Genomic DNA, 13,662 nt, shown 5'->3' on the forward strand with positions numbered 1-13,662 from the left:
GATACGGAGGCGCGGTTCCCCTTGTCAAACACCCCTTCCCCTCCCCCTTCCCGTTCCAGCACACCCACCGGCGGCAAGCTGCGCTCCGACGCCGCCCGCAACCGGCTCAAGGTGCTCGACGCCGCCCGAGCCGCCTTCTCCGAGTCCGGGCGGGACGCACAGATGGGCGACATCGCCCGCCGGGCCGGGGTGGGCGTCGGGACGGTGTACCGCCACTTCCCGACCAAGGAATCGCTGGCGGAAGCGATCGTGGAGCACCGGTTCCAGCAGACCCTGGACTTCCTCAGGAACGAGGTGCTCCCCGACCCCGACCCCTGGCACGGCCTCGCCCGCTCCCTGGAGTTCTGCGGAACCATGCAGGAACAGGACCGGGGCTACGCGGAGACGGTCACCGCGATGGTCGGCGGCAGCACGTTCGACGCAGCGGCGATCGCCGAACTCAACGAACTCACCGACAAGGTGCTCAAGCGCGCCCAGGCCGAGGGTTCGGTGCGAGAGGACCTGACCGTCGCGGACGTGTCACCGCTCTACATCGGCCTCTGCCACGTCGTGCAGGCCGGGGTCACCGACTGGCGCCGCTACCTGGGCATCATCCTCGACGGACTGCGCCCGCGACGGTGCGCGGACTGCTCCGGCGACTGACACCGCCAGCCGCCGGGGGGGCGAACCAGGAAAGCCGGGGGGCGAATCAGGAAATCCGCTGGCAAATCCCCCCACCTCCCCGAGCCTCTCGACAAGAACCTCCCCCGACAGTGAACCCGATGGGGAGCCGGCTGCGTGTCTACGTCTGTAGGGCGACTGCAGAGTCGGCTTACGTTCGCTCAGCCACCTGGTAACGAAAGGGAGACCCAAAGATGAAGATCCTGTTCGCCATCCGTGACGCGTCCTTCGCCAAGAAGAGCCTGAAGGCCAGCGCTTGGTACATCTGGTACTAAGCCGGCTGATCGGTACCTCCGGTACCTGAACAGCTGATCCGCCCCCGCCCCTGCCCCCCTCGCGGCCTCCGCCGGGAGATCGGGCCCGGGGCGGGGGCGGAGACCGGTCCCGGCAAAGTCTCGGAGACATCACATGGCACTCTCCCCCGCCTCCGCCCGTTCGCGAACCACCGTGCTCTCCCCCCGACTTGAGGCCCTGCTCAGGGACCATCTGGGCAAGGACGCCGTCCGGCTCGAACCCGACACGATCGGGGTCGCCGGGCCCGAGCTCACCGACCGGATCCTCGCCGCCCGGCGCGCCACCGAGATCGAACGGCCCACCTTCAAACCGCTGCACGGACGTTCGATCACCCGCACCGAGGCGTCCTCGGTGACGCGGACGATCGGCAGCGACGTGCGCGAGGCACTGAAGGCCCCGCTGCCGCCGAACATCGACCTGTCCGGCCCGTGGCCGCTCACCGGACACCTCTTCCTGCGCGACCTCATCCTCGGCCGGGACCCGCGCCGGCTGCGGATCCTGATGAGCCGCAACCTCGAACTGACGCCCCTGCTTACCTGGTTGGTGATCTCGGCCGGCGCCGCACTGCCCGGCAGGCCCAAGCCCGGCGACGACCTCACCGAACTCGGCAAGCTCACCGCGAAGGCCGCCAACTACCAGGACCGACGGTACGCGCTCGGCATGTACCGCCGAGCCGCCGCACCGGTCTGCTTCACCATCTCCACCCTGGTCGCGAACGCGCTCTGGCTCGGCGCGCCGTTCGACGACAGCATGCCGAACCGGAACATCATCTTCGAGTCGCTGCGCCTGCTGCCGCCGTCCTGGAACATCCTGCGCCGCGCCTCGCCCGAGTACCCCGCGATCGACCCGCGGATCGGCGCGGGCGACGACGTCCTCGTCCTGCCACTGCTCTCGCACCGCGACCCGGCCCTGTGGGAGGACCCGCACGAGTTCCGCCCGGAGCGCTGGGACCACCTCGACCCCGACAGCACTCCCGGCTACCTGCCGTTCGGGCACTCCTCCGAACGCTGCTGGGGCCGGCACATGGTGATGCCGCTCGCCGAGCTGCTGCTGGACCAGATCCGTACGGCCGGCCTGGTCGTCGACCCCGAGCAGCGGACCGCCAAGGTGCCGCTGCTCGGCCTGCTCGGCGTCAGCGAGGTCCGCGTCCTGAAGCCACGCGATACACACTGATCACATGCACGCCGAACACAGCGCCACCGAACACAGCGCCGCCGAACCGGAGCTCGCCGACGGCCAGTTCTACGCCGACCCGCACGCCGCGTACCGCCGCTGGCGCACCGAGGGCGGCGCCCGCAAGGTCCGGTTCGGCGGCGCGGCCGGGCTCGAAGGCTGGGTCGTCACCGGCCACGCCGAGTGCCGGGCCGCCCTCACCGACCCCCGGCTGAGCAAGAAGGCCGTCACCGAGGCGTTCGCCCGACACATCGGGAACTCCGAGGGCGGCCCGGGCCGCGACCTGATGTCGCACATGCTCAACTCCGACCCCCCGGAGCACACCCGACTGCGCAAGCTGGTCCAACAGGCTTACACCGCGCGGCAGGTGGCAACCCTGCGACCGATGGTCGAGCGCCACGTCGGCGCACTGCTGGACCAACTGGACGGCCCCGACTCGATCGAGCTGATCAGCGAGTTCGCGCTGCCGCTGCCACTCGCGGTGGTCTTCGAGCTGTTCGGCGCGCCGCAGGCCGAACGGGAGAACCTCCAAGTGCGGGGCAACGCGGTCGATGCCGCCCCGGAGGACGGCGGCAAGGCGGACGGCGGAGCGGACGGCGAAGTCTCGGTGGAGACCGCCGAAGGCATGGCGGACTACCTGCGCGCCCTGGTCGACCACAAGCGCACCCACCCGGGCGACGACCTGATCTCCGAACTGCTCGCCGCCCAGGCGGACGGCGACCGGCTGACCGAGGCCGAGATCACCTCGATGGCGTTCCTGCTCGCCATCGCCGGCCACCAGACCACCGTCAACCTGATCGCGAACGGCATCCACGCGCTGCTCAGCCACCCCGAGCAACTCGCGGCTCTGCGCGCGGATCCGGCACTGCTTCCCGGCGCGATCGAGGAAGTCCTGCGCTACGAGAGCCCGTTCAGCATCGCCTCGCTGCGCCGCACGACCGAGCCGGTGACCATCGCGGGCACCACGATCCCGGCCGGCGAGTTCGTCCAGATCGCCCTGCTCGCCGCCAACCGCGACCCGGCCGTCTTCACCGACCCCGACCGCTTCGACATCACCCGCCCGGACGCCACCCGACACCTCGCGTTCGGCCACGGCATCCACCACTGCCTCGGCGCACAACTCGGCCGCCTCCAGGCCGAGGTAGCGTTCACCGAACTGCTGCGCCGCTTCCCCGCCCTGCGCCTGGCCGAACCGGCCGAGACCGCGCAGTGGCAGGACAACCCGAGGCACCGCGGGCTGCTCAGCCTGCGGCTACTGCTGCACTGACGCCGGCAGGCCCCCACCCGCCCAGCGCCGGTGGGGGCCGAGCACATCACCTGCTCGGTCCGGGCCCGCCCATCCGACGCACCCCGTCGAGGACCAACTCCACACACCAGAACGGTCTCCACCGCGGTAAGTGGCAACTCCCCCTGATAGCCGTGCTCCCACGCGCCGACTTCCAGGCCTCACTGCGGCGGCGCTGAAGCTCTACGACCTTCCCCATGCCCGGGGCCAACTACCCCAAGGCCAGCAACACTCACCGTGGCAACCGGCGACCTGCCCCGCCCCACTTCGCTTCGCCCAGCAGCACCCGCCGCGCACCTGTCCCACATGAACACCACCCGGCGGACAACCTCCTCAGCCACGCATCCCGCACAACCAGGCGAACAGACCTGGCCCCGCAAGACCATTCGGGCGCCGCCACGTCACCATCGGCAGGCAGCGGCCCCGAAAAATCTCGGCCGCTGCCCCAGCGTCCAGCATCTACGACAGCAACAGGCTGCCCCTGACCTCGGACGGGTATCACTGCCGACGGTCCTCAACCTCCACGTGCGAGTACGCTTCGAGAACTCAGGCCACGACACCGACAGCCGCCCCTGAGGCAAGGAAAGATGGCAACAACACATCGGCCGTTCGACGGATCCTCCACCAATCGAACTGAACCAATCAGGCCCCTCGACCGCTAATCACCCCAGGTCAAAAAGCATCGGCCCCGCGCCCGCGGGGATTGCTCCTCGGGGTTCATGATCGAGTTCCGTTCTGCCGCATCGGCCCCGCGCCCGCGGGGATTGCTCCTCCCGCTGCATCTCGCGCTGCATCCACGCAAAATCGGCCCCGCGCCCGTGGGGATCGCTCCGCCCCCGCTCGGCTTCGGCCGGGCGGGGGCGCTTCGTCGTTACGGGGTGTCGTGCGTCCACTGCCACACGCCGTCCGCGTCCGGCTCATACCAGGACCGTCCGTCGGCGTACCGGCCATGCCGCCACCGTACGACCGGCATCGGACCATTCAGGTCAGGAACGTGGGGCGCGCCCGTACTCAGCAACCCAGCGCGAGGTGAGCACGATGTCTGCGGTCTCAACTGGGCGCCCGGTGGCCTGGTCGTAGTAGGTCCGTTCAATTGCCATCACCGGGACAGCGGGTGCAACGCCGAGGGTCTGAGCCTCAGGTCGCGTGGCAGCCCTGGCACTCACGCGCTCAACGGGCACGCCCACGTCGATGCCGATGATCGCCATGCGGTCGGCGACGCCGATACCAGCGTGTGGACCGGCCTCGGGCAGGACAACCAAGCTGCCGCCAGTGGTGGCCATCGGTTCCCAGCTCTCTGCGAGCTGCACCGGGTCTCCGTCGGCCAGGTACACGTAGGTCGTGTGCATCACCGGATCGCCGGGCTGGATTTCCAGCCGGGCCGCGATGCGGGCCTCGGCGGCACGCGGCTGAGATTCGTGCCGCCAAGTACCGGCGACACCCTGTCTGGCGAGGGTGGCCTCCGTCGGGCTGCCGTCGCCGCGGGGTACGCGTTGACGGCGCACCAGGACGGTGGGCGGTTCCTGGCTGCGGACGTAGTAGCCGCGGCCATGGCGGGCGACGACCAGGCCCTCGGATTCGAGTAGCCGGTAGGCGTTCTGGCCGACGCCGTGGGAGTAGCCGAATTCCTCACGCAGTGCAGCGAGAGACGGCAACTGGGCTCCGGCTGCGAGCTGGCCGGTGAGGATCCGTTCGCGGATGTGGTCTGCGATGCGGAGGTAGGGGGATTCGGCGTCGCCTGCCATACATGTCCTCCTACGTTCCGTGCTCGGTGGGTGACAGAGTATGCGGCCAGGCCCTACTGTATATGTAGACCTTACATGTACTGAGGGGTCGGTGCAGATCGGCATGTGCGCAGGAGCCGTGAAGGCTGCGCTCGGTCAGGCCACAGGCGCCCACGTACGCGTTACGCGCCCCAACGCTGGAGTAGTGCGCCTGAGCGTCCCGGCGCCTGTCGACGAATCAGTCGAACGCTGGGCTGATGTCCTGGCCATCGTGCAGTCCTGCACCTCATGGGGATCCACGGACGCAACTGGCGCGGTGGTCGTTTGGGCCGAACTGGAGGAGCCGCAATGATCGCCAGACCGGACGTCCCGTCCGGCATCGTCATCACTCTGGACACAGCCCGGGCCGGGCACTACGTCAGCGCAGAGTGCCAACTCGGCGTCCACCACGGGTGTCCCGGCGGCCTGTGGGACGAGTGCGGTGCTCGGGTGCTGGTATGCCTCTGCGGCCGATCGGGGTGCCCCTGCGTTCACAACCTGCCGAGCGGATCTCCCACCCGTGGCCCGAACCAGCCCCTCGCGATCAGGTCGAAACGCCCTGATCAACCCTCCGTCCCCTCCCGAGCCTGACGACGACGTCGGCCCAGGAGGTTGCACCACTCGACACACCGAGAGGAGCACTACCATGATCATTCCCGAACCCACCCCGGCGCTGGCGCCGCCCCCGACCGCTCCGGACCAGTTCGTGAGCACGGCGACGTTCGACTCCGCCATCTCCACCGTGCTCTCCAACAACGAGGGCATGGACGTCGCGATGACCACCCGGATCACCCGGGAGGCCATCGCGTTCGTGGTCGTGGGCGCCCGCCGCCCGCACCTGGCCATGGCGCCGTCCAGGATCGTGGACGAGGGCTGGCACGCGCTCCTCGTCCACACCGAGGCGTACGCCGAGTTGTGCGAGCGCGAGGGCCGGTTCGTGCACCACAGCCCGGGATTCGACCCGGGCAACTTCGACCAGGACATCATGGAGCAGACCCAGGCTGCCATCCGGGAGGCGGGCTTCGAGGTCGACCAGGAACTGTGGCGGCCGCCGACGGACGACAGCCTGGTGACCGTAGCGGCGAGCTGTCAGCACTCGCCCAGCTGTTCAATCAGGCCGATGAAGAAACCGGAGAAGCCCTGCACCAAGCCCGCTGAATAGCGGACTCGGAACGCGTAGGCTGCCGGCACACGAGCAGGAGGCATCCGATGGAGTGGATCGATCCGCGGTACGCAGACCTGGTCGCGTGCTGCCGGCAGCAGGACTTCGAAGCTTTCGGGCCATTGCTCGAACGTCCCGACGGCGAGCCTGTACCCCCGCGGCTCGGGTTCGTCATGGAGCCGCTTCGAGGCGAGTAGCAGCAGGTCAAGGCCCTGACCGGCCCGATGGCCGGCCAGGGCTACTCGTCGCGGACCAGGCGCCAGAGTGGCACGCCGATTGCCCGCGCGATGCCGCCGAGTTGGTCGAGCGTCGCAGGTGCGAGGCCGTTCTCGATCCGCCCAATCGTGCGCCGGTCAAGTCCGGCGCGCTCCCCAAGCCGCTCCTGCATGGGGTCCGCCTGTCGCCTGAGCGAGAGAATCCGGGCCCCGACGTCTCGCCGGTCACGGATCTGCTGTTCGTCGGGTTGGTACGGGGCAGGCACCCCTTGATGCTGACCGGATCGTGATCAAAAGTCTGTACCGATATGCCGCCACTTATAGAGCGTCCGTTCGACAGGATTGACCCACCGCAGCCCGAAGGGACCAACCGGGAGCACACTCTGAGCGCCACCTACGCCATACCGGCCCCGCGCCCGCGGGGATTGCTCCGACCTGACCCGGACCCAGCTGCTCACAGTCTCGTCGGCCCAGCGCTCGCAGGGATTGTTCCGCACATTGCCATCGCCGAACTCACGCTGCTGGCAACACACTTGCGTGGGCTGCTCCGCGGCAGATCCCCAACCCACCCGGCGGACTTACCCCACAGCGCACCCAGCCCCTGACCTCGGGCAGGTACCGCTGCCAGCAGTCCTCAATCATCGTCTCAATCTCCACGTGCGGGTACGCTTCGGGGAGTCAGGCCACGACACTGACAATCAGCCCTGGGGCAAGGAAAGATGGCAACAACGCATCGGCCGTTCGACGGGACTTCTACCGATCGAACTGAGCCAATCAAGCCCCTCAGCCGCTAATCACCGCAGGTCAGGAAGTATCGGCCCCGCGCTCGCGGGGATCGCTCTCCGCAGCCGAACCCCATGGGCCTCGTGCCGATATCGGCCCCGCGCTCGCGGGGATCGCTCCGTGCGACGCGGATCGTCCTCGGGGACGGTGGGATCGGCCCCGCGCTCGCGGGGATCGCTCTGGGCCGTACCCGACCCGGGTCGTACCCTCAAAATCGGCCCCGCGCTCGCGGGGATCGCTCCGGGGCGTCGTCGTCCAACGGGTGCGCGTGCTCATCGGCCCCGCGCTCGCGGGGATCGCTCCCTGCCAGCGGCCGGAGGGGAGCTGACGGACAGATCGGCCCCGCGCTGGCGGGGATCGCTCCATCTCCTTGAACGTCCGGTACTTGCCGATGCGATCGGCCCCGCGCTCGCGGGGATCGCTCCTCGTCGGCGGCCCACGTGATGGCCTCTTCTTGATCGGCCCCGCGCTCGCGGGGATTACTCCATCCCGGATGAAGCTCTGTGGGAGCGCATTCCGTCGGCCCCGCGCTCGCGGGAATTGCTCTGCGGGGCACATCGCCATCGCCGAACTCACGCTGTTGGCGCCACATTTGTGGGGACTGATCCGTGGCAGATCCCCAACCCAACCGGCGGACTTACCCCACAGCGCACCCAGCCAGCCCCTGACCTCGGACAGGTACCGATGCCGGCAGTCCTCAATCATCGTCTCGATCTCCACGCGCGGGTACGCTTCGCGGAGTCAGGCCACGACACTGACAACCAGCCCTGGGACAAGAAGAAATGACAACAGCACATCGGCTGTTCGACGGGAACTCTACCAATCGAACTGAATCAATCAAGCCCCTCAGTCGCTAATCACCGCAGGTCAGAAAGTATCGGCCCCGCACACGCGGGGATTGCTCCTCCTCTCCGATCCGCCGAGCCTCCTCGGCCTGATCGGCCCCGCACACGCGGGGATTGCTCCTCGCACTGCGGTCGACCTGCGGCTGGCGGCCAATCGGCCCCGCACACGCGGGGATTGCTCTTCCTCCAGCGCGGTGCGCAGCGCGCCTTCGACATCGGCCCCGCACACGCGGGGATTGCTCGCGGTGGTGGACGGGGCCTCGCACTTCAAGATCATCGGCCCCGCACACGCGGGGATTGCTCCGACGTCGTCTCGGCGGGCGTGATCGCAACCTGGTCGGCCCCGCGCGGGGATTGCTCCTTGGCATCCCCCGGCCGGTGATCTCGGCGGCCCAACCGGCCCCGCACCTGCGAGGGCTTCAAGAAGCCACTGTCGTGCGATCCGATCGGGGTGTTCGGCGTGGCGACGCCGGAAACCGCTGCGCCCCACCCCGGAGACTCGAGGTGGGGCGCAGCGGCGTGTTCAGCGCATCAGATCGTCTGCGGTGGCGGGCAAGCGTATGGACCGACCGTTCGTCACCATTCGCTGGAGAAGGGCGAACCCCTCCTGCTTCGAGACGATGAACCCGACGCACGCCACCGCCATCACGTCCTTGGTGCGCATCGTCGGGATCCCTCTGTGTCGCGCGAGGTCCAGCGACGCCTTGTCGTCGCTGATCCACGTGGCCTCTTTGAACTCCACCCGGGTGCTGATGACGTGCAGGGTCTCGGACTCCCCGAGATGCTTGAGCGGATCCGACGGGCTGCCGAAGAACACACCCTGTCGAATCCGCTCCACGGCCTCGGGGTCGTCGACTTCGATCGGATCCCCCAGCCAGCGGGAGACGTCAGGTGGGTCCAGGGCCGGCAGAAATCGAGATGATCGCTTGGCTTCGTACGCCACTGCTTCCGTCCATCGACCCCGGCCGCTCAGTACGTTTTCCAGGATGTCGAGCCTGGAGACGGACGCGAAGTTGCACAGGACCGTGTTGTCGGGAAAGCAGATGATCATGGGCTGAACGCGAGCTCCGTTCCGGGATCGGACGGTGCCGCCTGCTGCTGCTCAGGCTCGAGCTGGGCGGGCTCCAGGAGGTCCAGGAGCACGTCCGGGTCGAGGTCCAGGAGGGCTGCCAGCGGCCGGACTGTCGTATCACCCGAAGCATAAGCCTTGATTGCCAGCTCTGTTAGTCGTCGAGGATGCCAACCACGTTGGCTGCGCTCGGTGTTGACCATGTGTTGCTCCAGGGCCCCCGCGGCGCCGGCGATCCTGGCGCCGTCGGCTGTCAACATCGCTCCCCACTGCCTGCGCTGATCGGCAGTCAGGACTCCCAACACCTTCAACCGGGTTGCCATCGCGCTCGGCGACACGCGGTACTTCCAGGCCAGCTCCGCCACCAGGTCACCGCCGGCCGTTCGGTCCCGGGCGTCGGCCAGAACAGTGGTACGCGGCATGAGGAACTCTGCGGCGAACGCGTTCGCCTGCACTTCCATCGCGGTGGTCGACCGGCCCGGTTGCACCTTCTCGACGACTGCCTCGTCATGCGCGTCGCCGGCGAGGATATGGCCGAGTTCGTGGGCAAGGGTGAACCGCTGGCGTGTCCACACATTGGTTTTGGCAACGAGGATGAGGTCGAAGCTGTCGGTCGACCAGGACAGGCCGTCCAGCTTGTCGGGAAGATCGACGCCCGCGATCTCCACGTCGAAGGCCTGCTCGAAGCTTGAGGCGAGGTTCTGGGTCGAGAGGGTCCAGGGGTCGGTTCCCACTGCTTCCAGGGCGGCCTGGGCGAGCTGTGCGCCTTCGATTCCCTCTGGGCGGTTGTGGGCGCGCCTCGGCAGGTCGCTCCCGATCCGCGCCAAGGCGTCGATCACCTGCTCGTACCGGCCCAGGAGTGTGCGCACTTCGTCGGTGGTGTGCTCGCAGGCGCCCGCCTTCCGCGCGGCGGCGCCGAGCGCCGAGCGCGGCTCGACGCCGCGCAGCAGCCAGTCAACGGTTCTGCCGCCGAAATCGGCGATCAGCGCTAGTTCGAGGGAGGTGAAGCGGCGTTTCCCGCCAAGCGACTTCGACAGCTTGTCTGGGGAGATTCCGATGCGCTCCGCCATGACGGCCTGGGTCTCACCCGTTGAGCCGATGACCTGACGCACGCGTTCAATCAGTCCGGCATCCATGCTGCGACCGTACAGTCGCGTTGCGATTCTCGCAATCGACATGACCAGGTTGTGACCTGGGGTTCACCCGCCTGAGTGAGTGCGCGGCGCGCACTGACGGCGACGCCTCGACAGGCACCCTGACCTGTGGAGATGCAATCGCGGCCACACGGCGATTGGGCGCCGCCAGGCGCAGCGGCGAGCCAGATCGGCAATGGCCGCTGCAATCATTGGTACAGACCACGCCGCACGTCATTGCTTCGGGGACGCGTCCACCCAAGCCCTCCCTGCGTAGGCCGGGACACGGCTGCGCAGCCGGTCAGGAGAGGCTGATGATCTGCAGAACTGTGACGCGGCGCGCCTCCTCGTTCAGCAGCAGTCGGCCTCGCGCTCGCGGAGGTTGCTCTCCGCTAGCATCAGTGCCGGTTCAGTGGCACGGGTCGGCCCCACTGTCGCGGGGATTACTCCACCTTCGGCACCATCAAGGCGAAGGCCGCGGTGTCGGCCCCGCACACGCGGGGATTGTTCCCCGAACAAGGCCAAGGGGACGGCCTGGGAGAGCTCGGCCCCGCGCTCGCGGGGATGGTTCGGGAGACCAGCCCATCACACCGGTGACCACCGGAAGCTGGTCTCGTCGAGAGGAAGAGGCATGAAGTCCGTCACGCGCCGCCTGCCTAATCGAACTGAATCAACTGACGGTCCCTGACACGAATCGCCGCAGGTCAGGAAGTGTCGGCCCCGCGCTCGCGGGGATCGCTCCTGACGGGTCCGGGCGCGCTCGCCGGCGGCCTGGTCGGCCCCGCGCTCGCGGGGATCGCTCCGGTTGGTCATGACTGGCTCCTTCGGGGAGGGGGTCGGCCCCGCGCTCGCGGGGATCGCTCCATGGAACCGCAGGAACGGCACCGGACGTTCTTGTCGGCCCCGCGCTCGCGGGGATCGCTCGGGGCAGGGAGGGCCGCGTGACCGAAACAGGTGGTCGGCCCCGCGCTCGCGGGGATCGCTCACGCCGGATCGACGCGGGAAGGTCCGGGGTACCGTCGGCCCCGCGCTCGCGGGGATCGCTCCCGGTACGGCCTGTATCTGGAGACCGGACTGCGGTCGGCCCCGCGCTCGCGGGGATCGCTCCCGGGTCGGCCTCTCGCTCGCGCACGCGTCGAGGTCGGCCCCGCGCTCGCGGGGATCGCTCCTATAGCAGAGTCAGCCACTATTTGTGAAGCTGGTCGGCCCCGCGCTCGCGGGGATCGCTCCGCCACGGCGATCGGGCAGCAGCGGACCGGCGTGTCGGCCCCGCGCTCGCGGGGATCGCTCCCGGCCGTTCATCGTTGGGTCGCGACAGGTGGAGTCGGCCCCGCGCTCGCGGGGATCGCTCCACCATGCGGCTCAAGTCGGACGACGGGAAGTGGTCGGCCCCGCGCTCGCGGGGATCGCTCCGCGAAGGCCCCGACCGGCGTTCCGGTCGGGGCGTCGGCCCCGCGCTCGCGGGGATCGCTCCTGGATCTTGTCCAGCCCGAGGGCCCGGCTCTGGTCGGCCCCGCGCTCGCGGGGATCGCTCATGCCCTTGGCAGGACAACTGGCACACCAGAGGGTCGGCCCCGCGCTCGCGGGGATCGCTCTCGTCGTCACCCGATGTGGGTCAACTCCATATGGTCGGCCCCGCGCTCGCGGGGATCGCTCTCGGTCAAGATCACGCCCGGCAAGGTGGCGGCCGTCGGCCCCGCGCTCGCGGGGATCGCTCCAGCAGCAGGTTGGTCATGACGGTGGCTCCGTTGTCGGCCCCGCGCTCGCGGGGATCGCTCCAGGCCCGGCTCCCCGGCCCGCAGGCCGTTTCCGCCTCGCGCCTCCGGGTGGGGGTTGTCGGCATCAGGGGGATCTTGGTCGGCTCGCTACCTGGGCGACGGCTCCCGGCCCTCCCGGCAGTTTAGGGGGATGCCGTCGTCGGTGGAGGCCAGGACTTTGTGGTGCTGCTCCTTCGTCCCGTGTGCCACGTTCGCGTGGCCCTTGGTCGACGGGAATGTCCGGTTGGCCTTGGAACATTCCGTCGCGTCCCGCTGGTTCTGGTACTCGGTCAGTCATGGGCCCGGATCCGGACCCATGAGGTGATCTCTGGGGAGACATCCGGGTCTTCGGAAACCGCCATGATGCCCACGCGAAGCTCCCCTACTGCCCAGTTCGACGGACTCAATCGAACGCATGGATCCCTCCTTCGGAAAGGTGTCGACCTCCAGGTCGGGGTATGACACCCCCGCCGCCAGCATGGGCAACTGGCTTATAGGCGAGACTATTTGTGGCCGACAAGAGGTGGTCCCGTTGTGCGGCATGCCGCACAACGGGACCACCGGCCAGCAGCAGCCGGGCTGCCGGCGGGAATCCAGCTTCCGGACCCCGTGGCTCCGGAGGTGGGATTCGAGGGGCCCCGTCGGGCCGGCCGTGGGGGAGATCACGGCCGGGCCGAGGGGTGGGGGATCAGTGCGGGAGGTTCCACTTCTGGTTGTCGGCGCCGTTGCAGTCCCAGATGCCGAGCTGGTTACCGTTATTGGTGGCGAAGCCCAGGTCGTCCAGGCAGCGGCCGGACTGCGGGTTGAGCAGCGAGCCGTCGGACTGGGCCTTCCACTGCTGGGCGCCGCTGCCGTTGCAGTCGTAGAGCTGGACCATGGTGTGGTTGGCGGTGTTGCCGCCCTGCACGTCCATGCACTTGCCGAGGGCGCGCAGTGTCCCGTCCACTCCGACGGTCCACTTCTGGGCGTTCGTGCCGTTGCAGTCGTAGATCTGGACCGCGGTGCCGTTCTTGTTCTCGCCGCCCTGGACGTCGATGCACTTGCTCGCGTAGCCGCTGATCTGGCCCTGCGGCCCGGAGACCGGCGGCGGCACCGTCCCGAGGAAGACGACCTGCGGGAACATGACGGTGTCGCCGAAGTTGCACATGGCGGTGCTCATCCCGCTGCCGACGACGGCTCCGCCGATCGCCATGCGCATGTACGGGCCGGTGTGGTTGACGTAGTACTGGCACTGCGCCTGCACGCGCCAGATCTGCAGGGGGCTGATGTCCGCACAGGTTCCGATGACCTGGCCGCCGCCGGTGGCGATGGCGCTACACCCGCCGGCCAGCGACGCACCCGAACTCGACTGCTCCGCCTGGGCGGTGGCGGGCGCGGCCTGGCGCGCGGCGGCGGATGCGGCCTGGGCGGCGGCGGGGACGGTGAGTGCCGCGGCGGAGGCCAGCAGCGTGGTCATCATGACAACAGCGGTACGGCGCATGAGGGTTGGGCCCTTTCCGTGATGACAGGGTGATGGCACTGCT

General features: G+C 68.8%; 10 protein-coding genes and 3 CRISPR repeat arrays. Of the genes, 5 read left to right on the plus strand and 5 right to left on the minus strand.

Annotated elements, in window-relative coordinates:
- Positions 1–21: 21 nt before the first annotated feature.
- The 4 genes from ACIO9K_RS11035 to ACIO9K_RS11050 all read left to right on the plus strand — a co-directional run bounded on the left by ACIO9K_RS11035 (position 22) and on the right by ACIO9K_RS11050 (position 3,394).
- The gene (locus ACIO9K_RS11035) at positions 22–642 is read left to right on the plus strand and encodes a TetR/AcrR family transcriptional regulator (RefSeq protein ID WP_363588660.1); all 621 of its coding nucleotides are present in this window, start codon (positions 22–24) and stop codon (positions 640–642) included.
- 212 nt (positions 643–854) lie between these two features.
- Entirely contained in the window at positions 855–935 is an 81-nt protein-coding gene (locus ACIO9K_RS11040) for a tryptorubin family RiPP precursor (RefSeq protein WP_224285092.1), read from the plus strand.
- Positions 936–1,068: 133 nt separating this feature from the next.
- Complete coding sequence (locus tag ACIO9K_RS11045; RefSeq protein WP_400328532.1) at positions 1,069–2,127, plus strand: cytochrome P450; 1,059 nt, start codon at positions 1,069–1,071, stop codon at positions 2,125–2,127.
- A gap of 4 nt (positions 2,128–2,131) precedes the next feature.
- Positions 2,132–3,394, plus strand: coding sequence for a cytochrome P450 (locus ACIO9K_RS11050; protein WP_400328535.1), 1,263 nt, complete (start codon positions 2,132–2,134; stop codon positions 3,392–3,394).
- A gap of 1,004 nt (positions 3,395–4,398) precedes the next feature.
- Here ACIO9K_RS11050 and ACIO9K_RS11055 read toward each other — a convergent pair.
- Positions 4,399–5,157 carry a GntR family transcriptional regulator gene (locus ACIO9K_RS11055; RefSeq protein WP_363621546.1) on the minus strand — a complete coding sequence of 253 codons (759 nt, stop codon included), beginning with the start codon at positions 5,155–5,157 and terminating at the stop codon, positions 4,399–4,401.
- A gap of 664 nt (positions 5,158–5,821) precedes the next feature.
- On the opposite strand from ACIO9K_RS11055, the gene ACIO9K_RS11060 reads away from it, so the two are divergent.
- Positions 5,822–6,337, plus strand: a complete 516-nt coding sequence (locus ACIO9K_RS11060; protein ID WP_400328538.1) for a glycine-rich domain-containing protein — start codon at positions 5,822–5,824, stop codon at positions 6,335–6,337.
- Positions 6,338–6,575: 238 nt separating this feature from the next.
- Here the strand turns inward: ACIO9K_RS11060 and ACIO9K_RS11065 are convergent, their stop codons facing one another.
- The 4 genes from ACIO9K_RS11065 to ACIO9K_RS11080 all read right to left on the minus strand — a co-directional run bounded on the left by ACIO9K_RS11065 (position 6,576) and on the right by ACIO9K_RS11080 (position 13,598).
- Positions 6,576–6,818, minus strand: a complete 243-nt coding sequence (locus tag ACIO9K_RS11065) for a helix-turn-helix domain-containing protein (RefSeq protein ID WP_400328541.1) — start codon at positions 6,816–6,818, stop codon at positions 6,576–6,578.
- A 547-nt stretch (positions 6,819–7,365) separates the two neighbouring features.
- A CRISPR array of direct repeats spans positions 7,366–7,881; the repeat unit is 28 nt; unit sequence ATCGGCCCCGCGCTCGCGGGGATCGCTC.
- A gap of 330 nt (positions 7,882–8,211) precedes the next feature.
- Positions 8,212–8,483: a CRISPR direct-repeat array (repeat unit 28 nt; unit sequence ATCGGCCCCGCACACGCGGGGATTGCTC).
- Between the two features lie 220 nt (positions 8,484–8,703).
- Positions 8,704–9,231: a hypothetical protein gene (locus ACIO9K_RS11070; RefSeq protein ID WP_363588672.1), complete on the minus strand. Its 528-nt coding sequence runs from the start codon at positions 9,229–9,231 to the stop codon at positions 8,704–8,706.
- Positions 9,228–10,385: a helix-turn-helix domain-containing protein gene (locus ACIO9K_RS11075; protein ID WP_400328543.1), complete on the minus strand. Its 1,158-nt coding sequence runs from the start codon at positions 10,383–10,385 to the stop codon at positions 9,228–9,230. The genes ACIO9K_RS11070 and ACIO9K_RS11075 overlap by 4 nt, the downstream gene beginning before the upstream one ends.
- Positions 10,386–11,095: 710 nt before the next feature.
- A CRISPR array of direct repeats spans positions 11,096–12,160; the repeat unit is 28 nt; unit sequence GTCGGCCCCGCGCTCGCGGGGATCGCTC.
- A gap of 667 nt (positions 12,161–12,827) precedes the next feature.
- Complete coding sequence (locus ACIO9K_RS11080) at positions 12,828–13,598, minus strand: ricin-type beta-trefoil lectin domain protein (protein WP_400328546.1); 771 nt, start codon at positions 13,596–13,598, stop codon at positions 12,828–12,830.
- Positions 13,599–13,662 lie beyond the last annotated feature (64 nt).

This window comes from Kitasatospora sp. NPDC087271, assembly GCF_044744605.1.
GTDB lineage: Bacteria > Actinomycetota > Actinomycetes > Streptomycetales > Streptomycetaceae > Kitasatospora.